We start from the raw sequence: 25043 nt of genomic DNA on the forward strand, positions 1-25043 counted from the left end.
TGTATAAGTTTGCATATTCAATTCGTTGAATCAAAATAATAAATACTTAAAGATGCCGCTAACACTCAGATATTTTGCTTTATTTTTCACCCTTGCAGGTCTGTTTTCTTTTCAATCATTTGGACAAGGGCAGGACAAAAGCGTGATTTTTTCAGGAAGGGTAGTTGCCGAGCGTAACTCTGAGTTCCTTCCGAGTGCTTATGTCTTCAACCCTCATTCGGGAAGAGGTACTTTGACCGATAACTTCGGTAATTTCTCGATATATGTATATCCAGGCGATAGCATCATGTTTTCGTATGTGGGTTACAAAAAGAAATTTTACCTTATTCCTAGAGATGTAGAACAAACTCATCAGGCTTTTGTACGCATGGCCGAAGAGTCGAGGGTATTGGCAGAGGTGAAGGTTTTTCCTTATAATACTGAGGAGGCTTTTAAAAAGGCTTTTCTGGAAATGAAGCTAGATAATGAAGCGGGTAGAAATGCTTTGGCCAAAAACCTAGAGCAGTCCAAACTGAATATATTGTCGTTGCAGGCAGGCTTGAGTGGAGCTGGTAACTTCCGTAATTTCTCAGACCAAATGACCTACAATATGGCCAATAGAGGCTTCTATCAGAGTCCATTGATGGCCTTTACAAATCCTTTTGCATGGGCTCAGTTTATTCAGTCTATCAAAAGAGGAGATTTGAAAAGAGATGATTACAAAAAGGCATTTGAGGACGCTCCGAGCGAAGGCGTAAGCCGACAAAAAATATTGAAAGAAATAAAAAGTGGTGGTAGTAGCCAATAGATACAAGAGGTTGTCAAGAAAATGACAGCCTCTTTTTTTTGACTAGCCATAAAAAATACTAAGTAGTCTATGGGGAGTGATTTTTCAAACGATAAATAAACCAATAAATCAAAGGAATAAAAGAAAGTGAAATAAATAAGCCTAGGCACATACCACCAATAACAGAAAGAGCTAAGGGTTTTTGAAGTTCGGCTCCGAGTCCAGATGAGAATAGTACTGGCAATAACCCCAAAATAGTAGTTAAAAAGGTCATTAACTGTGATTTCAACCTACGTTTTCCCGATAGTTTGATCGCATCAATCAACGACATGCTGTCTTTTGAACGGTTCATGGTATCTATTTTCAGGATAGAATCATTATCCAAAATCCCAATTAGCACTATCATGCCAATAGCCGACATAATATTGATACTATTTCCTGCCAAAAACAATAAAACCATTGCTCCTGTGAGGCCAAAGGCTATGGTTAGCATTACGATTAAGGGCTGTACCAAAGACTCAAATTGAGCCGCAAGAATGAAATATAGTAATGCTATTGCTACCAAAATAATAATTCCCAATTCTTTTACAAAACCTATATTTCGGAAATATCCTCCCGTAAAACTTACACTTAAATGAGGGTTTTTTATAATCGTTTTTTGAATATCGTTTTGGGCTTTTGGTATTTGTGGGCTGGCCAAATAAAAATCAAAAGGGATAAAGTCTCCATTTTTTCCAGAAAAGAAAGACTTGTAATCTTGCTGTTTAGTAACATGGATGAGCTCTTTTAGCGGTAAGATTTGTCCTTTATTGCTGAGTACTGTAGCGTTTTGGAGTAGGGTATCGAACGGCTGAGCAGTACTGCCCAATAAAATGGGAATATACTTCTGTTCGGCTTGTAGATTGCCTAGGTTGTTTTCGTTGAAAATAGTTTTCAATACCTCTACAATTCGCTCGTAGTCAACATTATAATATAATATTTTTTCGCTTAAAATCTGAATATAAATCCTACTTTGTTGGGCTGGTAAAGACGTGGTAAACCCTTGCTGATGTAGCCGATGAGATACTTCTGTTATTGTTTGAATATCAGGTACTTCTGCTTTGTTGTTGCTTACAATACGGGCTTGAAGTGGAGCATCGGAGGTATTGAATAGGGCTTCAAAAACATTTTTTGCTGCCCCAAAAGAGGTAAGTGCATTGGGATATTGGGTTTTTAGAAGGTCTTTTATTTGTTGTTTGGTTTGTTCAAATTCTTGGTTGGTTTTTACCTTAATACTCAACAACGACTCGTTGAAGTTTTGTTGTAATTCTCGATTTAGTAAAAATTGCTGTTGCCCAACAAAGGCACTAATCATCAGATTGTTGTGGGGGTTGGGGGCAAGTTGACTAATAATTTGATTGACTCTACGGTTGTTCTCTTCTATGGTAATAGCCTCGTTCCAATCAATTTTAGCTTCTAATTCTGTTCTACTAATAATGGGCATTCCACGTTTTTCAAGGTTTTTGAAAACAGGAATAGCAATAATTATCAGGAAGATAAAAAATGCCAACATCAGTATCTTTTGCCTAAATACCAAACCTAATAGGCTATCATATACCCGTTCGGATTGACGCATAAGCCATGTGATTTTTTTGGGTACAAAACCTTTCAACCGCTCTTCTTTTAGATAAAACAACCGATACAAAACGGGAATCAGTGTATAAGAACATAATAAGGAAATACCTAGAGATAGTGAAACGGCAATGGCTTGGTCAAAAAATAATGCTCCAGCAATACCACTGATAAAAATGAGAGGTAGAAATACTGCAGAGTTGGTAAGGATAGAAGTAAACAAAGGTATGATTACTTCTTGTGTTCCGTCAATACAGGCTTTGTCGAGCGGATGTCCTTCTTCACGGTATTGTTCAATATTCTCGATAACAATAATGGCAGAATCTATGATTTCTCCGATACCTAATACCAAGCCCGCCAACGAAACGATATTGATAGAAATATGAAATAAGTAAAAACAAAGAAATGTAATAACCAATGAAACAGGAATAACAATACCAATAAGAATAGGTGTTTTGAGGTCGTTCATAAAGAAAAATATCATCACGAATGTACATAAACCCCCAAATAAGATATTGCCAATGAGGTTATTAATCGACAAATCCAGTAATTCTGTTTGGTCTTGGGTAATACTAAATTCTAATTGAGGGTAATCTTCTTTAAAATGGTTTATTTGTGTATTCAGCTCTTTTTTGAGCTTGAGTAGTTGGGTATCAGATTGTTTAATAATAGAAAGGCAGATTGCTCTTTTACCATTGAATGTGTAGAGTCCTCGGAGTTTTTGTTCTTGAATACTAACCTTGGCAAGGTCTTTCAACTGCAAAACCCTTTCACCTTCCTTTTGAATACCTCCAATTTTGAGGTAAATATTTTCTATATCGGTTTGTGTTTTGAGGGTTGAAGCAAAGCGAATATTATATTGATACTGACCATCTTTGACTAATAAATTTCCTAATTCAATATTGTTTTTTTGTAAAGCCTGTGTCAATATTTGTTCGGTAATACCAAGGCTTTGGAGTTTAGGGCGGTCGGGAATAATGATTACTTCGGGCTTTGAAAGCCCTGTCATATCTACCAACGCCACTTCTTTCATTTGTTCAATTCTTCTGCGAAGTACATTCTCACAAAATTCGGAAAGAGGTAGAGCCGAGCCATTTTGTTGCCCTTTTTCTGTAACATTGAGGTTGAAAACAGGAATATCACCAGCACCTGCTTTGATTACTTTGGGCCGTTCTATTTCACGGGGTAATTGCCCCATGATTCCATCTATTTTCTCATTCGTTTCAATATAGGCTAGGTTGATATTAGTACCAAAATCAAAGCGAAGTTTGATAACCGCCAAACCGTCTTGGGTTTCGGCTTCGAGATCTGAAAGATGATTTACTTGTTGTAATTGGTTTCTGAGGGGTTTTATGAGGTTTTTTTGTAGCTCACGTGCAGAAGCATTTGGATAACTTACTTGTACCGTAATTTCAGGAATAGCAATATCTGGCAGTAACGAAACTGGAATTTGATTAAAAGTAACTAACCCCAATGCCATCAATGCAATGGTAGTAATCAGTACAGCTATAGGGCGATGTAATAGGAAACGAACCATTTTTTGAATGAAGTAATGAAAAATGAAAGTAATGAAGTAATGAAAAATGAAAAGAATGAAGGAATGAAATAAGTGACAAAATGGTTTTCTGTTTTTCTTCTACTTCTTCATCTTTTTACCTCTTCTATTTTTTCTTTTCCTTCATTCCTTCCATTTCTTCTTTCTTTTCATTTCTAAGATTTTCTTTAGTTGTTTTCAAAATAGACTGAATAATTCTGATAATTTCTTGGCAATCATTGAGTAGAGAATTGGCTAAAGGTGGTTTAATGTATCCAGTTTCTTCCAAAAGTCGTATCCAGTATTTAGTTTCTTTAGCCTCCTTATAGCTTATTTGGCATTTAGCGATGAAGTCAGCTTTTGATTGGCCACCATCGGCTTCTTCGATATTTGCTCCTATGCTCATACCACTTTTTATTATCTGTCTTGACAAAATAAATTCTTTCTTTTCATTCGTCAAAAACTGTCCTAATTTCATGATCCTAACAGCAAATCGAAAACTCTTTTCAGCAATTACATTTTCCTTCATAAGATTACAATTTTACTACTCATTCTTTCATTCCCTCATTTCTTCACTTCTTCATTCCTTCATCTATAATAACCTTTGCATCATGTCCCAAATTCAAATTACCCTCAATAATCACTTTTTGTCCAGCCTTTAAACCCTCCGAAATAGACACTTCCTGACTATTTTCATGAGCAACTGTTACATAATTCCATTTGGCAAGACCATTTTCATAGACAAAAACCACTTTTTTCCCCGACCGTTCTACTACAGCTTCTTTGGGAATAACGATTTGCGGTGGCAGGTTTTTCTCAATAATCACTTGGGCATTCATACCGTCCAATAAATATTGGTCAGGATTTTGAATTCTAACTTTGATAAAAACCAAACCTTGCTCATTGACGACGGGGTTAATCTCAGCTACCTTACCCATGTAATTCCTTTCAGAATAGGCCAATGGCTTTACATTAGCCATTTGTCCTAAGCTAACAACACTCAATTCAGATTCTAGCACTGATACTTCTACAACCATACCTTCACGGCTGAGAATAGTACAAAAAGGCTCGTTGGTAGGTGAGGGGTTATGGGCTTTGGTTTTGAGATTGGCAATTACGCCAGTATATGGAGCTTTCAGATAGGTATTTTCTAGCTTCAATTGGGCATCTTTTACACTCGTAAGGGCTTTGGTAAAACCACTTTTGGCTTTGATGTTTTCCATAATACGATTAGATACCGATGTAGTATCACGGTCTTTACCACCAAACTCTAATAATAGTTTGTTCAATTCAACCTTTGTGTCCTGTAAATGGTCTTGGGCTTGTTGTAGGGCAATACGTTGTTGTTCGTTGTCCAAAATTGCCAAGATTTGCCCTTCTTTTACAGAAGCACTATTCGTGACCATGATTTTCGCAATAATCCCTGTTGTTTTAAAATTGATTTTTGCCTGAGTAAGAGCCGTCACCTTACCTGTAGCCATTATTTGTAAGGGAAAAGATTTACGTTGGCTTTCTGCCAATTTAACAGTTACAACATTTTCGGTAATAGGAGAAACGCTTGCTTTTGCTTCATCTTCCTTTTGTTGTTGGCTATGGCTGGGTTGGCATGCTGTTAGCGTAAATAGTAGATAAATTATGGGTATTATTTTATTCATAGGAGTAAAGATGGCAAAACTATTGGTTGGAGTAATAGAGATAAATATACAGATATTTTTTTATTGGCATTCTAAAATACCTTGATAAAGTAAAAACCGAATTTTGGCTAGGATATTGGTTTTGAGCTCGTTCAAAGTAATCGTTTGGTTGAATAGATAAATTTCCTGTGCTACATTTTCAAGAATTTCTTGAATCGTTAGTGTATAGCTCTCAATTTGTTGCAAAGTATCAATAATCATAATTGTAAAAGTGTCTGATAATTGCTCTTTTACGGTCATAGATACAGGATACCCAAATAAAACAACTTGAAAATAGGAAGGCTCTTGCCCTAAATTTAAGGTATAATCAATGTCACTATCTTGTCCTGTAAATTCATTAATTTCTGCCCATTTCCATTCACTTTCAATGAAGGTAACGTACTCTCCGAAAGTTACAGAACTCAATAAAATTTCTTTATCCGTTTTTGACAATCTCTCATTGACTTTCAAAGATTGGCGTTTTCTATACTGTACATAATCATCGACACAAGGTAAACCTTGAATAAAGTGGTATTTTTCTAATTCGTATTGGAAAGCATCTCTCAGAATGGTATTCTGAGGATTCTCTGGATATATGTTGATTTGTTCGGTTAAGGACTCAAGAGAATTTTGTAAATTGAGGTTTAGTCCTATTTGTTGACTTATCAAATTGGTTCTATAAAAGAATACCTCTAATGTTTGTGCTTTATTTTCAATAAACATCGAGACTTTTGTTGCCTCCAACTCATTGGAGACATTCACTACTCTTTCGTATAATTCAGGGCTTTCAATGTAGAGCCTTTGAGCCATTTTTTCGCAAATAGTTTGATTTTTCTTGTAATTCATTACATGGATATAATCACAAAAATTAGGTAAATCCCAAAAACGGTCTAATTGGTAGTTGTGTGGGTATCCTATTTGTTGGCTCATTTGATAACAAATCGAGATTTGTGATGTATCTGCTAATTTTTTAAACCAAAATTGTTCCAAAAAAATATTAAAACAAAACGGGTCTAAGTGATTCAAATAGTCTTTGTTTTTTTCTAAAAATAATGTTACATCTAGGTAAAGTCGTTTGAAAAAATCAGTATCAGAACCACCCATAATACCCGCATTAACGGCTGCTATCTTTTCTTGGTTATCTTGTTTGAGATAATTGGGAACTTGAATGCAAGTATTCATTACTTCCTTAACCCCCTGTAAATAATAAGGATGATTGTATTCATAATTTTGAGCAACGAGTTGAGCATTTAAAAACTCCTTATCAAAAGGCTTGAAAAGATAAGCATCACCGTCTATATGTATGAAAGGTTCATCTTGTATAGTATATGAGTACAATTTACGCAATACCCATAATGAAGGCAGTAAAGGGTTAAAGTTTTCTTGAGCCAAAGAAATAGAAGAATAAGGCAACTGTAACTTATCAATCAGAATCTCTTTTCCTAAGTTATTAGTAATCAATTCAATATTGGGATAATATTTTTGAATTGAAACGGCACTTAGTGCCCAACTCATAAAATGGAATTTAGAGGAAAACCAACCTGCATCTAATTTTGTGAGGTTGTTGACCCAGCAGGTTTGTAGTATTTTCATGAGATTATTTTTTAATAAAATTATCAACGTAATTGAAAACACTATCAGCATTTGAAAATGTAACCTCTTTAATATCAACTATTTTATTTTCTCGACATAAATAAATTTTAGGATGTCCAATACCGATTAATTTTTTGTGAACACCAATTCTTATTGAATCAAAAATAAGATTTGGACTTGTTAATATTTTTTTGGTAAAAAAGATATTAAGTTTCTTTTTAGACTCGCCACTTATGATAAAGGACATATTCGGATTTTCGCTATTTTTCTCAATAAATTTTATTGTGAAATCTAAACACGCTCCGCAGCCATCCAATTCTGTTATTAAATATAATTTCTTTTTTAACACAGGGGAATTAGTGTAATGGTAGTTTAAGGATTCCAACCCTGTTTGTATCACTTCAAAGTTATCAGTTTGCACACTACAATTTTCAGTACCACAAAAGAAAATTAATAATATAACATAATTATTAATTTTCTTGAATAGTGAATAGCGTAAAATATGAATGTTCGTCATCTTTTTTATAGTGTTTAATGTAAATACCTTTTTCGGTTACAAACAGATTGCTGGATTGGTAGTTTTCATCGAGCTTGGTTTCCCCTACTTTTTCAAAATTTTCGTTTAGAATAATAACAGAATAGATAAACCATACTTTATCATCATATTCACTTTTTTTGTTTTTGTTTGGTGTTCCTGCAAACCTTAAATACATTTTGCGGTATTTGTCATAGTAGATGCTTGAGTAATGAGGTTGAGATGTTACATAGTTAAACTCGTCGTTTACATCGTGCTGAACAGCCTTACTTTTTTTATACCATGGTATTTCGCCAAAAAAACAACTATTAGCCTGATATGATTTTGTGTTTTTTGTGTTCATATCTACTTCATAAATCGATTCATCTACATTGTATGATATTACACATTTGCCTTTTTCTGTATTATAAGTCTGGCTTAATTCGGTTTGGATGCCAGTCAAAGCATATCCTTCATCGTACGTTTTTAGCCACTTTTCGGGCAATGTTGTCAAAAAATCAGCTTTACCACTTAACATATTCAATACCAAAGACGCATTTGCTTTGTTATAATACCTTCTGAGGGTAGGGTCGTCGAATGGGCTTGCTCCTGCGTAAAGGAAGTTATCTTTAACCATCATCTGATTAGCATCATTTCCATAGCTTATCAAGCCATTACCGAGCCTCTCTTTTCCTGTATCATTGAACAGGTACGAGTACTTTCGTTGTAGTTTTCCATTGGCATTAATAAGAGATACTGAATATTGAAAAGTAGCAAGAACAAAAATAGAATCGGGCGATTTTACAAAAAAGTTGCTCGCGATACCGACACCATTGGGGCCTTCTTTTTCAAGTTTTATTCTTTTTATCAAATCTCCCTTGATAGAATATAGGTCAATAGAGTTGTTTAGTTTATTTAAAGCGTAAATGGATTCTTCTTTTTTGTCGGTGACAAAGTAGAATATTTTACAATCATTAGGAGAACTTAGAGAATCATGTTTAATCACTATAGAATTGTCATGAGCTACTAGAGAGTAGGTATCAATACAGGTTTTTTTTTCATTATTACAGCTACTTTCCCAAAGTAGGATAAGTACAAAAAGTAGATAGTAGGATTTCTTAAACATTTTATATACCGTTAATTTTATAAAAAGCGTGATAATTAGTATAGATATTATTTACATTAAGTTATGATTGAACAAAAAGATAGTTTCTAATTAATTTTCGATTTAAGAAAACTATGATTGAAGTTGAGGATTTAATAGCTGGTCTCAACTATTAAACCCTCAATTTCAATCATAGTTTCCCCAAAATAAGTAATAAGTAAACTACATTCAGTTTATAACAATACTATAGGACTTATTAATTTTTAATTTGTTGAGGGGAACAATATTTTTTGAATATTCGCTAACTACAACTACTTTTTTGTGAGCAATTACTTATAGATGAGGGCGTACATTGATAATTATTCCAACTACCATCTTTATAACATTTAGATAAAATATATCCGCCACCACCACCAGTTGCTTGCACCTCATTAAAAATGCTATCTATACCAACAGTCCCAGCTGTCAATGATGCCATTAATAGAGCCTTTTTGGCAAATTTTTTGTTAATTTTCATTTTCTTAAATAGTTTAAACAATAGAACATCGTTGCTACCCTCCAATACAATTATCTGCGTCCAGTGTATTAAATTCGGCGTTTTTGAATAACGTTTTTCATGATTCAAATTTTTGTATTAAAATCCACAAAATCAAGGCTGTTGATTGGACTTAATTGGACATTATTGGACTTAATAGGACACGATTTAGTCGCCATGATATTTTTGGATTATCAAAGATGCTAATTTGGGTTTTAGTAGTGAACGAGGAGTAATCGCAATGCCTTGAGTTTTGATAAATCGTGTAAGGGTTTTGGTACTAATACCAAGCGATGCAGCAACTTGCTGGCGAGTCATGGGTTTTAATTGTGTAGGAGTTGTCATGTTTAAAAAGGCTAAGAATGGGCAAATTGACAAGGCTAATATTTGAAAATTTAATGCAATTTTGGAAAAAAGAAATAGAGCTTTATCTCCCCAACTACTTTATTTATTGAACTAATAGACAAATCAATCCGCCAGCTAACAGCAGTTTGTTGTCTTAATTATATCAAATATAATTTATTTAATAAATTTTATCAAAAATATGCAAAATAAATCTTATGCTATTCTTATTATTTTTGTTGTTCTCACTATAGTTGGCATTGCACTTATTCCCAAATTATCTATTCAGCTCAATCCTTCTAAAAACTCGGGGAGTCTAACTGTATCTTATTTTTGGGGCAATGTTTCGCCAGAAGTACTTGAACACCAGGTTTCTGCAAAGCTGGAGGGAGCATTTAGTACATTACAAGGAATTAAAAAGTTGAGTTCAGTGTCGGGTTATGGCAATGGATACATTACTATCGAAATGGATAAATCGGCTAATCTTGACCAATTGCGTTTTGAAGTTGCAACACTCATAAGACAACTGTACCCTCAACTCCCCAAAGAGGTAAGCTATCCCGTTATTAGCCTCAATTCGCCCGACCAAGAAATGCAACAAAAACCCTTGATTTCTTTACAGCTTAATGGACAAGCACGTTTGAGTGATTTGAAGGTATATGCCGAAGAGCAGTTGAAACCTCAATTGGCCCAAATCGAAGGAATCTACACTGTAAATGTCTATGGTGGAAATCGTCAAGAATGGGTTTTGATGTATGATAGAAAGCAATTGGAGAGTTTGCAAATAACTGAAAATGAAATTGTTAAGGCTATATCTGTACAATATCAACAAAGTAGCATAGGCTTGGCTCGTGATGTTCAGGGCCAACAAATGAATGTTATATTAAGTCCAAAATCGCAGGATATTTTCACCAAAAAATCAGCCGAAGAAGTTAGGGAAGATTTAGGGAAAATAGCCTTGCCTTTAAGAGAAAAAGGCGATTTGCAGAGAATAATTCACCTTTCAGATATATTGAAAGTAAAGCGTAGCGAACAGCCTATCGAAGAGTTTTATAGAATAAATGGTAGAAATGCCGTTACACTGGTTATACAAGCCGACATAGGGGCCAACCAACTGGCTTTGTCCAAGGCTATTCGATTAAAATTAGCAGAAATTTCAAAAACACTTCCGCCAACCTACCAAACCAATATTGAATATGATGCAACTGAATATATCAAAGAAAACTTAGATAAAATCTGGGTACAGTCGGGCTTGGCTATCTTGATTTTATTGGCTTTTGTGTGGCTTTCTACCCGTAGCTGGCGATATACCATAGTGATTTTATGGAGTTTAGTGATTAATTTGGCTTTATCGTTTATTGTCTTTTATTTCCTCAAAATCGAAATACATCTGTATTCTCTGGCTGCTATTACAACGTCTTTGGGTATTTTGATTGATAATACAATTGTTATGATTGACCATTATCGCCGATACAGAAACCTAAGTGTTTTTATGGCCTTATTGGGTGCTACCTTAACTACTATTGCTGGGTTGACAATTATTTGGTTTTTGCCCGAAGAGGCTAAATTAGACTTGTTAGACTTTGCCATAGTGATGATGGTGGTATTGGGAATATCCTTGGTGATTGCCTTATTTTTTGTTCCAGCATTGATAGAAAGAATAGGTTTTTTTGCTGAAAATCAGCGGATTATGAATGGTGCTAGTCGGCGGAGAATTGTTGGGGGTAGTCGAGTGTATACAAGGGTGGTACTTTTTCTTATGCGTTTTCGCAGAACATCCTTTGTGTTGATATTGCTTGCCTTTGGCTTGCCTGTATTTATGTTGCCCAATAAGATAGACGACTCAAAGCCTTGGGCAAGGTATTATAATGCTAGCTTAGGAAATGAATATTACCAAGAGAATATCCAACCAACGATTAATAAGGTATTGGGAGGGAGTTTGCGGTTGTTTGTGAACTATGTTTACGAAAAATCTTATTATACAAAGAATGAACGTACATGTCTATATGTCAATGCTGGATTGCCCAATCAGGCTACTATCGAACAAATGAATGATTTGTATTTACGAATAGAAAGTTATTTAGGCCAATTTAAGGAAATAGACCGATTTATTACTCGGATTTATAATGGACAGAGTGGAAGTATGGCTATTTATTTTAAACCAGAATATGAAAGTAGTTCGTTTCCTTATGTCCTAAAAAATAAAATGATTGTACTTTCAACCGAAATGAGCGGTATCCATTGGGATATTTATGGCGTAGGGCAAGGGTTTAGTCAGCATTTGGACGAAAATAGTACGCCTACTTTTAATGTAATGATGCACGGGTATAATTATAATGAATTGGAACGCCAAGCCAATATATTGAAGAAGCACTTGGAAATACATCCTAGAATTCAGGAGGTAAATATCAATAGGAATATGGATTTTTGGAATAATAAAAGCCTATACGAATATGTATTAGAAACCGACCCCAAGTATTTAGCCCTGTACGGACGAACCAATGCCGAAGTGTACGATTACTTACAACGTCAAAATGTACGCTCACGCCCAGATATTTATCAATTTATGTATGGCGAATACGAACAGGTTAAAGTTGTGCCAGACGATAGTAAAAACTTTGACGTGTGGTCATTAATGAATCAGTCGGTAAAAATGGATAGTACTACTGTAAAACTGGCTAATTTTGCCAAGTCTACCAAGCAAAAAATCAGTTCTGAAATTCATAAAGAGAATCAGGAATATCTTAGAATGGTAAGTTTTGAGTATTTTGGGAGTCAAAATTTTGGAGATAAATTTTTAGATAAAACCTTAGCTGATTTCAAAACAGTACTTCCGTTGGGTTATACCGCCAAAAAAATAGGCTATGATTGGTACAGCTATGAGGCCAAAAAGCAATATTGGTTGATAGGCTTGGTCATAGTGCTAATTTATATCATTTGTGCCATTATTTTTGAGTCGTTGTTACAGCCTTTGGCATTAATCATGCTAATACCAATTTCGTTTATTGGTGTTTTTCTAACATTTTATTGGTTCGACTTTAACTTTGACCAAGGGGGCTATGCTTCTTTTATCTTACTGAGTGGCAATGTAGTGTGTGCCGCTATTTTTATTATTGCAGAGTTCAATAATTTACGAAAGTTATACCCTTCTACAAAGCCGTTTAAGTTGTATATCAAAGCCTATAATCACAAAATTATTCCTATTTTCCTTACGGTACTTTCAACGGTAGTAGGCTTAATTCCATTTTTGATTTATGGACAAAATGAAGTTTTTTGGTTTGCTCTTGGCATAGGCACAATAGGAGGGTTAATGATGTCATTAATAGGGATTATTTTGTATTTGCCTTTGTTCTTAAAAATAGATAAATAAGTGTTGAGCCTACTTCTAATATTTAGGAGTAAAGCTAGGTTGTTTCAACAACAATTTCGGAAATAGTATTTTTAGGATTCCAAATGTAACCCTGTACTATTCTCCAAACGTATTATTAATAAAACTTCACTTCAATGCGTCGGTTAAGTTTTCGATTTTCTTCCGATGTATTTTCTACAAACGGACGACTCTCTCCGTACCCTTCTGCTTTGATTTTGAGGGGATTAATTCCTTTACTAACAAGGTAATCCATGACCGATTTAGCTCTTTTTTGAGATAATATCAAATTGTCAGAATCCTTTCCTACGTCGTCGGTATGGCCTGATATTTCTAGCATCAATTGCGAATTGGCCTTGAGTAACGTTACCAGTTTATCGAGTTCTAGGGTCGATTCGGGTTTTAACTCCCATTTACCAACCTCAAAGAAAATATTGTTTAGAACCTCCTTGGCATTTTTTTGAATTGGTTCGAGGGCAATATCCAACACCTTGTCGAGGGCAGTGCGATTCATAAAGTCAAAATTAAGACTTTTAAAAAAATAACCATTTCTACTAACAAAAATGGCATATTGCCCTTCAGTATTGAGTACTGTGGTGTATTCGCCGGTTTGGTTGTCGGATGCAAACTTACCTACAATACTTTTTTGATTTAATGAAACTAGTTCAATATCAGCTTGTAGCTTTTGGTTGGTTTTGGCATCATAAACAATACCTTTCAAAAACGTAGATTTTTGGATTTTTTCTTGAAGTGCAGTAGGCAAAGTAAGCTCTACAATTTTGGCTTTTTTGTAACGTTCGCCCAAATCTTGTTCAAGTGAATAATATCCTTTTTGTCCATCGGCGGTAATATACAACGCCACTTGGTCGTCTTGTGTATTGATGGGGTATCCTAGATTTTCGGGTTGTTTCCAGTTATTTCCCTGGCGTTGAGCCATAAACAAGTCGAGGCCACCCATGCCCGTATGTCCTTCCGAAGCAAAAAACAGAGTAGTGCCATTGGCATGAATAAAGGGCGACAGTTCGTCGTCGGGGGTATTAATAACATTACCAAGGTTGGTTGCTTTTTGCCAATTACCTACCGAATCCTGTATGCTAACCCATATATCACGTTTGCCAATACTACCACGTCGGTCTGAAACAAAATAAAGGGTATGGCCATCGGCCGATAACGAAGGTTGCGATTCCCATTCGCTGCTATTGATAGCAGCCCCCATATTGATAGGTTTACCCCAATTATCGCCTTCTTTGTGGCTAATAAATAAGTCGCAACTGCCTAGCCCTCGTCGGCCATCGCATGAGGTAAATACCAAGGTTCGGCCATCGGCCGAGATACTAGCCGTACCTTCGTTTTGGGGTGAATTAATATTTTCAGAAATACTTTTAGGCGACGACCATTGGTTGTTTTTCCACTGAGAAACATAGAGATTTTCGTCGTGGTCGTTGTGGTCTTGTGCTGTAAAAACGAGCGTTTCACGGTCGGCTGTAAGTACAGGAAAATACTGTGAGTCGAAGCGGTTTACTTCGTTGGGTAATACAACAGGATTAAAATTAAGAGGATTTTGAACTGCATGAAGGGCAAACTGCGTATTGTTCAATGCCTTTAGTGCTTTTTGTTTGGCCAATAAATTATTGGCAGGAAGGCGAGCTATTAGCTTTTCGAGGTATACAAGGGCCTTTTCATAATCGCCTTTTCGTTGATACAACGAGCTAATACTTTGTAAGGTATTTACCGACACCGTGGTGGAGTCGTTAGCATTAAAGCTTTTTTCGTAATTGAGCAAAGCATTGCCAAATTGCCTGTTTTGTTCGTACAGGCGACCTAGTTGGTAATAGGCTTCGGCAAAAAGGCGGTCGCGTTCAATAGCCTCTTCAAATTGCCCAAAAGCCTCGTCGATATTGCGTTGTTGTAGGGCTGTAATACCCTTTTCATAAGCATTAATCGCCTTTTTGTTGGTGGTAGAAAGTGTAACCTGTCCAGATACAGTAAAAAAAACAAAGGACAATAAACTTGTTAAAGTACAATTTACTAGGTTTCTAATCAATGTGTTCATAGGACAGGCTCTTGAATATTTTTGGATACGGATTAAGGAATATCCATAAATTTATGAACTTGCAACGAAATTCGCCACTTTGGATTTTGCTTAATATAATCAATAATTTGTGGAAGCATGCTATTCATTTTACTCCATTCGGGTTGTAAATAAAGCATACACGTGGGCGACATTTTTTCTGCGAAGCTTTCGGCCCACTCAAAGTCGCTTTGGTTATAAATAATAACCTTTAATTCATGGGCTTTAGTATAAATATCAGGATTAGGAGCTTTAAATTTTTTGGGAGAAAAACAAATCCAATCCCAATGCCCCGTTACTTGCTCGCATACGCCCGAAGTTTCGATATTGGTTTGAATACCCGCGGCATGCAAGGCATCGGTTAGGGCATCCAAATGGTGCATCAGTGGCTCGCCTCCAGTTACTACGGCTAATTTGCCGGGGTGTTGGGCCGCCTGCTCTACAATTTCCTGAATACTGTATTTGGGATGGGCATTAATATCCCATGATTCTTTTACGTCGCACCAGTGGCAGCCAACGTCGCAGCCCCCAAGGCGAATAAAATAAGCTGATTTTCCCTGATAAAAACCTTCCCCTTGAAGCGTATAAAAAGCCTCCATCACAGGAAGTGAAACACTCGTTGGTATATCTTCTAAATGAGTAGTAAGCATGGTAAATGGTGAATTTTGGTAGTAGTTGTCAAGTAAATAAGCGTTCAAATCGTAAATTAGTTCGCTAGGTTTACTGCTAAAATCATAAGGGATAGCTAGTTGTTATTCTAGTAAATCGCCTAAAATAGCCAAATAAATACCGTATTTATTGGCTTCGATGTCTAAATAATGGTGGTAATTACCTTTCAAGTAATTTTTTACAACAGGAATAATCCTTTTAAGTCGATTGCTCGGAAGCTCGGCTCGTAAGTTATAATGGTTGTATGCCCTAATAAGAGGTGCCAGCTGCTCGGGAGTATAGCTGAAATGAGCATTGATATAATCCAAAATACTTTTATAATAGGCCGATTTTTCCCGAAACGGAGCTGTTTTTTCTGACTGAGGTCTAGTAAGTCTATCTTTCAACGTAATTTTTTTAGGAGGTAACTGTGCTCTTGTTCCTACCTGTTGTAAAGGATGCTGGCGATACCATACCAAATTTTCATTGATAAAATCAATAGAATTAGTAATAGAGGCAACAAGGGCTATCCATGCGTCATGAATAAATTTATTGCTAATATGTGCTGGAAAGGGCAAAACTTGAGAAACAAATACTTTTCTGATAGCCAAGGCACAACCTGTAACCCTATTGCCTTCCAAAAGAATATCGAACGATGCCCCAGCACGCCACTGTTCTTGCTGTTGTTGTCTAAAACGGACTTTTTCCCAAAGGTTATCATTGAGGCTATTGAGGTGTTCATCTACCAATAAAGCATTCGAGAAAAGTACCATTGTTTGGGGATTCTCTTGGAGGTAGTTTGTCATTACTTCGAGCTTGTTGCTGGGCCAAAAATCGTCTTGGTCGCACAAAAAAATCAGGTCGCCTTCACACAAAGTAATTGCTTTTTCAAAATTTTTGATAGTACCTAATGCAGGGCTATTCACATAAACTTTGATTGGAAATGGTGCCTCAAATGCGTTGATAATCTCAAGAGTACTATCGGGCGAGCTATCGTCGCAAATAATGATTTCAGAGGGTTGTAAGCTTTGATTTCGGATACTTTCAAGTTGCTCTTGTATATATTTAGAACCTTTATAGGTGCATAAGGCAATGGAAATGTGTGGAGTATTCATACTACAAAACAAATATGGGAAAAGTGTTTATTAAATGTGGTTCATTGTGGTTCATTGTGGAGAATTTAGGGGAAGCCTTTTCTGTTTGATATATGTAGGAAAAGGCTTCATCGTATTTTGTCTTGTTGAGATACTACTACTATATCTAAAGTGATAGTGACTTCATTATCACAAATTTATATATAACCAAGCATTTTATAACTACAACCTCTTATTTAACTTGATTGATTTCATTGAAAAGTCCAATAAATGTAGCTTTTTGTGATTTTTGAGGGTCTTGAATATTACTTGTATCATAATACTCTTTTATAAACGATTCAGCTCCCGACCAAATTGTTTGCATCATACCAAGATACCGTTCTTTCATTTCGGGGTTGGCGTATTGCCTAAATTTTCGCATATCCTGTGTTTGTAGAATAGCGTTTTGCGGTACTCGCCAAGGACAAGTAATTACACTAAAACCTTTGCTGGCAAAATACACCGCTGTTTGCTCAGGACGTTCGTAGTGCCAGTCGCATATAATAATGTCTTTATAGAGCATATCAATGGCTCTGTGAGTGTTGTTGTAGCTGGCTTCCCATTCGCCAATACCCGTAGTTTTTCCGTCGATAAGCCTGTCGCCCCAAATCCAGAGTTTCCGATTTTTGAGAGCTAAATGATTTCTAATCAAATTTACTTCCCCTGCAAAAAGCTCTGCTTTGTCTCGGCCACTACAGCGAGGGCATTTGCTATCGCCAAGATAAAACACCTCGTCCATACCTGCATGAAAAGCTTTGGCTTGAAAAACATCGCATATTTCATCCACCAAATCCCAAACAATAGCGTGGAGGTCGGGGTGTAAAGGGCAGTAGCTTTTGCAATACAAGCCGTCTGGGTTGGGCCAAACGTATTTTTCGGGCATTTGTACATGAGGTGTTTCATCAAACTGCGGATATACTTTTAGCAAGTTTTCGGTAGTGCTGGCCCATGACTGATGACCGAGTAGATTGATTTGAGGAATTAGTTCGATTTGGTTGTCTTGACAAACGGCTACCAATTTCTTGACTTCTTTTTTGGAAAGAGCTTGAGGGTTGCGTAGCTCGGGGTGGCTCTCAAATTGGTAATTGTAATCAACCCGAAGTATCAGGCGGTTGACATGCCGAGGGGCAAGCTCGGTTTTAATGAATTTGATAAAATTGTCTAATTGACTAGACTGCGGAGCCGCAATACAGAAACCACGTATGGGCAGAAGGCTGTCGGAAGTAGTTTGCGAAAAGATTGCCGAACTATTTTGAAGAAAGAACGCAACCCATAGAATCATTAGTTTTTTCATGATAGAAATTGGGATAAAGTCATCAGTCGATAGAATGACTCTACAAGTTGCTGAATTCTTTTTTGTAATTCAAGAGCTGATTAACAAAAATACGGGTAGATCAGGCTACAATTCAATACTATAATTACACTAAGACAATTTAGGTTTTGGCTTAGCTGTTTTTTTGAAATTGTTTTTTTTCGGCTTATTCGCTGGCGACATAGGCAAATGCTTTTGGGGCAATTTGGTATTTTTGATAGCCGTTATCATCGACGCTTTTTGGATTTCCAACTCTGAAAGCTGATAAGGATGCTTTTCGTCTACAGGAATTTTTAGGTCAATCAGCTTTTGAATATCTCTCAAAAACTCTTGTTCTTCGGCATCACAAAACGAAAATGCAATACCCGCTGCCCCAGCACGGCCAGTTCGTCCAATACGGTGAACGTAGGTTTCTGGAATATTCGGTAAATCGTAGTTGACCACATAAGCGAGATTATCGACATCGATACCCCTCGCTGCAATATCAGTAGCTACCAAAATCCGAGTACTACCATCCTTAAAGTTGTTTAAGGCTCTTTGACGAGCATTCTGTGACTTGTTGCCGTGAATAGCCTCGGTAGTAATTCCCACCTTGCTAAGGTCTTTTACGATACGGTCGGCACCGTGCTTGGTACGAGTAAAAACCAAAGCCGAACGGATATTTGTATCTTTTAAAATATGAATCAAAAGAGCTTTTTTGTCATTTTTGGCAACATAAAAAAGCGATTGATTGATAGTTTGGGCTGTCGAAGAAATAGGCGTTACTTCTACTTTTTCGGGGTTGTCGAGAATTCCCCCCGCCAAATTAAGAATCGAAGGAGGCATCGTAGCCGAGAAAAACAACGATTGCCTTTTGGTAGGTAATTTGGTAATAATTTTCTTGACATCGTTCACAAAACCCATGTCGAGCATACGGTCGGCTTCGTCGAGTACCAATATTTTGACATACTGTAAACTAACATATTGCTGGCTCATCAAATCCAGTAGTCGACCAGGCGTAGCCACCAAAATATCGACACCTCGTTGGAGGGCATCGGTTTGTGATTTTTGAGGAACACCTCCAAAAATCACAAGATGGCGAAGGTGAGTATATTTACCATAAGCGGCCAAGCTTTCATCAATTTGAATTGCTAATTCGCGGGTGGGCGTTAAGATAAGTGCTTTAATAGCATTATTTTTACGCTCTTTCTGAGCATCTTCAGTAAGTATTTGTAAGAGAGGTATTGAAAATGCGGCTGTTTTGCCTGTTCCTGTTTGAGCACATCCCAACAAATCTTTTCTTTGTAGAATAATAGGAATGGCTTGTTCTTGAATGGGGGTAGGTTGTGAATACCCCTCGTTTTTGAGTGCCTTTAAAATTGGCTCAATAATGCTTAATTCGTCAAATATCATTAGTTCATTTTTTGTGAAAAACCCAGACAGGGCTTTCTTCAGGCTACAAAGGTACGATTTAGTTTTAGTATCTTGACTAAATTATTGATACACAGCCCCGATATTCAATGATATATCAATTATTTAACAGAATTGAGCTTGCTAGGGATATAATTTTGTGTATTATTGGCTTTCTTACGATAGCCCCTAAATGCTTTTATAAACCCGTTGATAGATTCTCTAAAAACGATACAAATGCTCATGATTAATAAGGTTGTCTGAAGTAAGATTAGTATAATATCCATTTGTCTGTTTGTGATTTATAATTTATTTGACAAATGATAGGGGCAAAGTGTTGCTTGTTGGGCTAAAAAAAACACTTTATTCGCTATTTTGTGAAGATATGTTGTAAATTAGTGAAATCAACTTCCTAAGTAATCCTCTCAATTATATATGCTTTTCTTCGCTAAAAGTGAAACTACAGCTATGCCCTTTAGAGATTTTTTGAAAGGGATTTCTATATTCAAAATACTTTTGGAATATTAACAATATTTATATATTTTGTATAAGTAACTGTGTGATGAACAACGAAAATTGTTATAAAAACTGATAATATCCGTGATTTTTGTATTTGGCAAGATTTTTGTCAGAGTAGATTTGTAAAACGAAACATAGTGTATATGTTGAAAAAAGTATCTGTTATTTTGCTCCTCTTGCTGCTAGGAGGCTGCAACTTAGAAAATCGCCTTGAATACCCCGATTTGACAATACGTCCTAATTGGGTAGTAAAAGATTTTGAAGCAAGGATTACGTCGGAGTTTGTTAACATTGGAAATGCCTCTATCAATACTTACGGGCATTGTTGGAATACCAAAGGTGAGCCTACAACCCGCGATTCGCTTGTGAGCTATATGGGGCAGCCGCCTCTTGAAGTATATTCTTCTACGATGACAAACCTAATGCCTTCAACAACCTATTATGTGAGGGGATTTGCTAAAATAGGCTTAAAAACCTTCTACTCTAATCAAATTACATTTACTACACTAAAAAAACAATTAGCTGAAATTACAACGGGTACAATTGCCGAAGAAGGTATAGGTACACTCACTATTCAGGGAAATATCAATGCCGCAGGGGCATCGCCTATTATAGAGTATGGGCATTGTTGGGCTTTGAGTACCCCAACGATTGCAAGTCAGCGTACTATTAATACTGGAAATGGAAAATTGGGGAGTTTTTCGAGTTTGATGAAAAACTTAAACACCAATACTAAATATATTATTAGGGCTTATGCCAAAAATACCGAAGGTGTGGCCTATGGCGAAGAAGTAACTTATATTACATCGTGTAAGCTAGCCCCTTCGGTAGTATCGGGCTTAATAGAGAACATTGGTACAAACAATGCTATTGCCAATGGCCTAATCTCTACTTTGGGCTGCTCGGAGGTGACAGAATATGGGCACTGTTGGTCAAAATCGCCTAATCCGACGGTTCAGAATAGCCGAACGATTTTTAAACAAGGCTCGGTAGGCTCGTTTAGTAGTGCTGTTACAGGTTTAGAAACCAAAACAGCCTATTATATTAGGGCATACGCCATTAATAGCCAAGGCATAAGCTACGGCAATCAGGTATCTATTATTACACTTTAATGAGAATTCAAATTAGGCAAATATTCATTATTATCGGAATTATCTTGGTGGGTATGATTCTGGGAATATTTGTAGCCAAAGCTCAAATAGCAGGAGCTGCCACGCTTATTGTTTTGCCATTTGTAATAGCCTATTTGATTGCTATTTTCAAATTTCCTGCATTGGGCTTGTACTCTGTTTTGTTTTGCTGTTTTTTTCTCAATGGGCTAGGGCGGTATGTCAATGCGGGGCCATTGGGTTTGCTGATAGATATTTTTCTGATATTGACATTACTGGCTGAATTTTTTAAAAGCTTTGATAGTGGCCCTTGGCCCGACATGAAACGCAATCCTATTCTGATAGCTATTTATGTGTGGGGAGCGTATTGCTTAATGGAGTTTTTTAACCCCGAAGCCAAAAGTAAAGAAGCTTGGTTTTATGCCATGCGTGCCGTAATTCTGTACCTAGTACTGATTGTGATGCTGGGGATTATTTTGATGCGAACCGAAAAGCACCTCGACCGAGTATTACGAATTTGGACATTGTTTTCGGTAGTAGCTACGTTGTGGGGGGCAAGGCAACTTTTTGTAGGGCTCGACCGCTACGAACAGGCTTGGATGGACTCAGGTAATGCCATTACTCATATCCTTTTTGGCAAATTAAGGGTATTTTCATTCTACTCCGATGCAGGGCAATTTGGGGCTGCTATGGGGCATATAGGTCTTATTTGTATCCTTTTGGCTATTGCCAAATTGCCTACACCCAAACGCATTTTTTATATTGTCTGTGGCTTATTCTGCCTTTGGGGAATGGCCATTTCAGGTACACGAGGAGCATTGTTTGTGGTAATGGCGGGTTTTATGTGCTATTTGGGTATGTCCAAAAACTATAAAATGCTGGTAGTAGGAGGTATGATAGCCGTCTCGTTTTTTGTGATGCTGAAATATACCAAAATTGGGCAAAGCAATTATCAAATTAATAGAATGCGTACTGGGCTAGACCCCAACGATCCTTCGTTGCAGTTGCGCTTAATTAATCAGGCCAAATTAAGAGGATATTTGGCATCAAGACCCATCGGAGGAGGCATTGGATCGGCGGGTTTTTGGGGTATTCGTTTTTCGCCTGGAACATTTTTGGCTGTTACGGCTTTAGATAGTTGGTATGTCAAAATCTGGGCTGAATGTGGGGTTGTTGGGCTTTATGTGCATCTCGGAATGCTACTCACATTCATGATTTACTTTGGACTAAGGCTTTGGTATATTCCGCCTTGCTTGCTCCGCGACAAAATGGTGGCCTTGTATAGTGGTATGTTTGGCATTTTAGTAGCCTGTTATGGCAATCAGCTTTTAGGACAATTACCAACGAATGTTGTGGTTTATTTAAGTATATCATTTTTGTACGTCTTTACTAAAGAAGAATATTATGGAAAAAAAATTGACACTCCTCATTATTGATGATGAACCTAGTACAAGAATTGTTTTAGAACACTTTTTGAAAAAAGATTTTAGTGTAATTGTCAAAAACGATGGGATGGAAGGCTTATCATTGCTAGAAGAAGGTACTGATATTGACTTTATTATTGCCGATTTGAATATGCCTAATCTTAATGGAAAAGAGTTTTTGAAAATCTTGAGAGCCAGTAATTTATTTGGTGATATTCCAATTATTATTCTTTCAGGTACCGACGAAAGTAAAGAAAGAATCGATTGCCTAAATTCTGGGGCAGATGATTTTATGTTAAAACCTTTTAACCCCATGGAGGTACAGGCAAAAATCAGGGCAATATTACGTCGTATTAGTAAATAATACCCCGAAAAATCACCATACCAACTAAAATTATATTTTAAGATGACAAACTATGAATATGCCCCCCCACAAAAAAAAATATTCTTTGTCGAGAATGATACCAATATTGTTGTTAGTTTTCTCAAAAAATTTGGTCAAGAATTACAAGTAAAAGTTATTGATACAAGCGACGAAGCACTAGAGTTACTAAAAACGAGCTATGCTCCTGATGCTGTAATTATTAGCAAATATGCAGGTGGACTAAAGTTTTTAGAGCAGGTTCGAAGCAATGCCTGGACCAAAGCCCTCCCTGTTATTATTACGTCGCAAGAGGTAAGTTCGGGCTTAGTCAAAGAAGTGATTGCCAAAAAAGGGGACGACGTTTTTCCAAGTGATTTTAGTTCGGGTGATTTATTGATACGGCTCGACTATTTCATCAAACGTCGTCACTATGTAGCCATGCAACAAACCAAGTCTAATAGCCTCGACGTAAAAATCCCTTGGTGGAAGCGTACTTTCGATGTGCTTTCGACAGGAGCAGCCATTTTGTTGCTTTCGCCCTTGTTGATCATTGTTGCTATTCTGATAAAACTAGATTCTAAAGGCCCAATTGTTTATAAATCAAAACGGGTAGGGGCAGGCTACAAAATTTTTGACCTCTATAAGTTTAGAACAATGCGTACCGATGCCGACCAATTGATTAAAAACATGGAGTCGCTGAATATGTATGCCAAAGAAAATAAGGCTACTCAAAGTAACAAATCAGGGTATTGCGACGATTGTAAACTAGCTGGTACTGACTGCCAGCAGTCGATGTATCTGGACGGAAAAGTGGTTTGTGAAAAACAATACCTTGCCGAAAAAAATAGTAAGGTAGCTTTTATGAAATTTCAAAATGACCCAAGAATTACACGATTGGGCAAGTTTTTGAGAAATACCAGTATCGATGAACTCCCACAGCTTTTTAATATCTTCGCAGGCGATATTTCATTGGTTGGCAATAGACCCTTGCCTCTTTACGAAGCCGAAAAACTTACTACCGACGACTATATCTATCGTTTTGCTGGCCCGGGTGGCCTAACAGGTCTTTGGCAGGTAACAAAGCGTGGAAAAGGTAAAAAAGATATGACCGAAGAAGAAAGAATTCAATTGGACATTGAGTATGCCAAAAACTTTTCGTTTAAAATGGATTTAATGATAATCCTAAAAACATTTCCAGCATTGTTACAGTCTGAAAATGTTTGATTACTTTACCCATAATGAAAAAATTGATTAATATACGCCGCCTTAAAGCTAGTATTTTGATGCTAGTAGTAGGCCCTAAGTCTGACAAGCCTATCCCAAAATTAGCTCGTAATATACCTTTTTTAATACTGGTAGTAGGGGTATTTGGGCTCAATAATTCACTGGCTCAAAATACGACGGTGGCAGATACCGATTTTAAGTTGCCTCCTTTAGAAGCAATTATTTTGATGGCCGAGGAGCATTCGCCTTTGTTGAAACAGCAAGACGAACAAATCAAAAGGGCTGACCAACAATTGGCTGTTCAGAAAAAACAATGGATGACTGGCCTAAGCCTGAGTGGTAATTATTCGGCTGGTAATCAATCCTTGCTGGTACAGCAGGCCACAGGCGAACTAGAAGCGTTTAGTAATTTCAATAATGGTTATCGTTTGGCTGTTGGAGCGATCTTTTCTATTAATTCGCTACTAACACAAGGAAGTATTACTAAGATTGCCAAGCATGATAAAAAGGCCGCTATCGAAGCCCGAAATATATCGCTCGACGAACTAAAAGCTAATGTTATCGCAAAATATTATGCAGTAATTGCCTCGCAAGAGGTCTTGAAAATTAGTATTGACGTAAAAACTGCTAGCCAAGTCAATAAAAAAATGGCTGAAAAAGAATTTTCAGAAGGACAAATATCGGTTGCCGATATGGCAAAAGTAATTGAGGCTACGGCTGGTGCGGCACTTTCGTATGAAAATGCCAAACAAAACTTTTATATGAATGTCCGTTTGTTGGAAGTGTTGATTGGAAAAAGACTACTATAAG

20 protein-coding genes are annotated in these 25043 nt (G+C 36.7%); 7 read left to right on the forward strand and 13 right to left on the reverse strand.

What is annotated here, in order from left to right; genetic code table 11:
• Positions 1-52 precede the first annotated feature (52 nt).
• Positions 53-787: a carboxypeptidase-like regulatory domain-containing protein gene (locus FLEMA_RS0104080; RefSeq protein ID WP_026994365.1), complete on the forward strand. Its 735-nt coding sequence runs from the start codon at positions 53-55 to the stop codon at positions 785-787.
• 67 nt (positions 788-854) lie between these two features.
• Here the strand turns inward: FLEMA_RS0104080 and FLEMA_RS0104085 are convergent, their stop codons facing one another.
• The 8 genes from FLEMA_RS0104085 to FLEMA_RS76895 all read right to left on the reverse strand — a co-directional run bounded on the left by FLEMA_RS0104085 (position 855) and on the right by FLEMA_RS76895 (position 9676).
• The gene (locus FLEMA_RS0104085) at positions 855-3914 is read right to left on the reverse strand and encodes an efflux RND transporter permease subunit (RefSeq protein WP_026994366.1); all 3060 of its coding nucleotides are present in this window, start codon (positions 3912-3914) and stop codon (positions 855-857) included.
• A 124-nt stretch (positions 3915-4038) separates the two neighbouring features.
• Entirely contained in the window at positions 4039-4440 is a 402-nt protein-coding gene (locus FLEMA_RS67435; RefSeq protein ID WP_044170768.1) for a four helix bundle protein, read from the reverse strand.
• Positions 4441-4483: 43 nt separating this feature from the next.
• Positions 4484-5566, reverse strand: coding sequence for an efflux RND transporter periplasmic adaptor subunit (locus tag FLEMA_RS0104095; RefSeq protein ID WP_026994367.1), 1083 nt, complete (start codon positions 5564-5566; stop codon positions 4484-4486).
• A gap of 60 nt (positions 5567-5626) precedes the next feature.
• Positions 5627-7177 (reverse strand): DUF6734 family protein, encoded by a 1551-nt coding sequence (locus tag FLEMA_RS0104100; RefSeq protein WP_026994368.1) that lies wholly within the window; start codon positions 7175-7177, stop codon positions 5627-5629.
• A gap of 4 nt (positions 7178-7181) precedes the next feature.
• On the reverse strand, positions 7182-7694 hold the full coding sequence (locus FLEMA_RS0104105) for a hypothetical protein (RefSeq protein ID WP_026994369.1): 513 nt from the start codon (positions 7692-7694) through the stop codon (positions 7182-7184).
• Complete coding sequence (locus tag FLEMA_RS0104110; protein ID WP_026994370.1) at positions 7648-8817, reverse strand: DUF4221 family protein; 1170 nt, start codon at positions 8815-8817, stop codon at positions 7648-7650. The genes FLEMA_RS0104105 and FLEMA_RS0104110 overlap by 47 nt, the downstream gene beginning before the upstream one ends.
• Before the next feature lie 280 nt (positions 8818-9097).
• Positions 9098-9313: a hypothetical protein gene (locus FLEMA_RS0104115; protein WP_144080038.1), complete on the reverse strand. Its 216-nt coding sequence runs from the start codon at positions 9311-9313 to the stop codon at positions 9098-9100.
• A gap of 186 nt (positions 9314-9499) precedes the next feature.
• Positions 9500-9676 carry a hypothetical protein gene (locus FLEMA_RS76895; protein WP_159102650.1) on the reverse strand — a complete coding sequence of 59 codons (177 nt, stop codon included), beginning with the start codon at positions 9674-9676 and terminating at the stop codon, positions 9500-9502.
• Positions 9677-9875: 199 nt separating this feature from the next.
• Here FLEMA_RS76895 and FLEMA_RS0104125 point away from each other — a divergent pair, with 199 nt between their 5' ends.
• Positions 9876-13043, forward strand: coding sequence for an efflux RND transporter permease subunit (locus tag FLEMA_RS0104125; protein WP_052353941.1), 3168 nt, complete (start codon positions 9876-9878; stop codon positions 13041-13043).
• 115 nt (positions 13044-13158) lie between these two features.
• Here the strand turns inward: FLEMA_RS0104125 and FLEMA_RS0104130 are convergent, their stop codons facing one another.
• From FLEMA_RS0104130 to FLEMA_RS67440, 5 genes are all read right to left on the reverse strand, one after another.
• A complete protein-coding gene (locus tag FLEMA_RS0104130; RefSeq protein WP_052353942.1) occupies positions 13159-15093 on the reverse strand; it encodes an OmpA family protein in 1935 nt (644 codons plus the stop codon).
• Positions 15094-15125: 32 nt separating this feature from the next.
• Positions 15126-15761 (reverse strand): 7-carboxy-7-deazaguanine synthase QueE, encoded by a 636-nt coding sequence (locus tag FLEMA_RS0104135; RefSeq protein WP_044170772.1) that lies wholly within the window; start codon positions 15759-15761, stop codon positions 15126-15128.
• Positions 15762-15863: 102 nt separating this feature from the next.
• A complete protein-coding gene (locus FLEMA_RS0104140) occupies positions 15864-16874 on the reverse strand; it encodes a glycosyltransferase family 2 protein (protein ID WP_026994375.1) in 1011 nt (336 codons plus the stop codon).
• A gap of 211 nt (positions 16875-17085) precedes the next feature.
• Positions 17086-18186, reverse strand: coding sequence for a family 20 glycosylhydrolase (locus FLEMA_RS0104145; protein ID WP_044170775.1), 1101 nt, complete (start codon positions 18184-18186; stop codon positions 17086-17088).
• Positions 18187-18315: 129 nt separating this feature from the next.
• Complete coding sequence (locus FLEMA_RS67440) at positions 18316-19596, reverse strand: DEAD/DEAH box helicase (protein WP_081681254.1); 1281 nt, start codon at positions 19594-19596, stop codon at positions 18316-18318.
• Positions 19597-20255: 659 nt separating this feature from the next.
• Here FLEMA_RS67440 and FLEMA_RS0104155 point away from each other — a divergent pair.
• From FLEMA_RS0104155 to FLEMA_RS0104175, 5 genes are read left to right on the forward strand one after another with little or no spacing between them, the layout of a single operon-like run.
• On the forward strand, positions 20256-21224 hold the full coding sequence (locus tag FLEMA_RS0104155; protein WP_026994377.1) for a hypothetical protein: 969 nt from the start codon (positions 20256-20258) through the stop codon (positions 21222-21224).
• Positions 21224-22657, forward strand: coding sequence for a hypothetical protein (locus FLEMA_RS67445; RefSeq protein WP_044170777.1), 1434 nt, complete (start codon positions 21224-21226; stop codon positions 22655-22657). Before FLEMA_RS0104155 ends, FLEMA_RS67445 begins: the two co-directional genes overlap by 1 nt.
• Positions 22626-23009 (forward strand): response regulator transcription factor, encoded by a 384-nt coding sequence (locus FLEMA_RS0104165; protein ID WP_026994378.1) that lies wholly within the window; start codon positions 22626-22628, stop codon positions 23007-23009. Before FLEMA_RS67445 ends, FLEMA_RS0104165 begins: the two co-directional genes overlap by 32 nt.
• A 42-nt stretch (positions 23010-23051) precedes the next feature.
• A complete protein-coding gene (locus tag FLEMA_RS0104170) occupies positions 23052-24233 on the forward strand; it encodes a sugar transferase (RefSeq protein ID WP_026994379.1) in 1182 nt (393 codons plus the stop codon).
• A 14-nt stretch (positions 24234-24247) separates the two neighbouring features.
• Positions 24248-25042, forward strand: a complete 795-nt coding sequence (locus FLEMA_RS0104175) for a TolC family protein (protein WP_026994380.1) — start codon at positions 24248-24250, stop codon at positions 25040-25042.
• The last annotated feature ends 1 nt before the right edge of the window (position 25043 follow it).

This window comes from Flectobacillus major DSM 103 (genome assembly GCF_000427405.1).
Taxonomy (GTDB): domain Bacteria; phylum Bacteroidota; class Bacteroidia; order Cytophagales; family Spirosomataceae; genus Flectobacillus; species Flectobacillus major.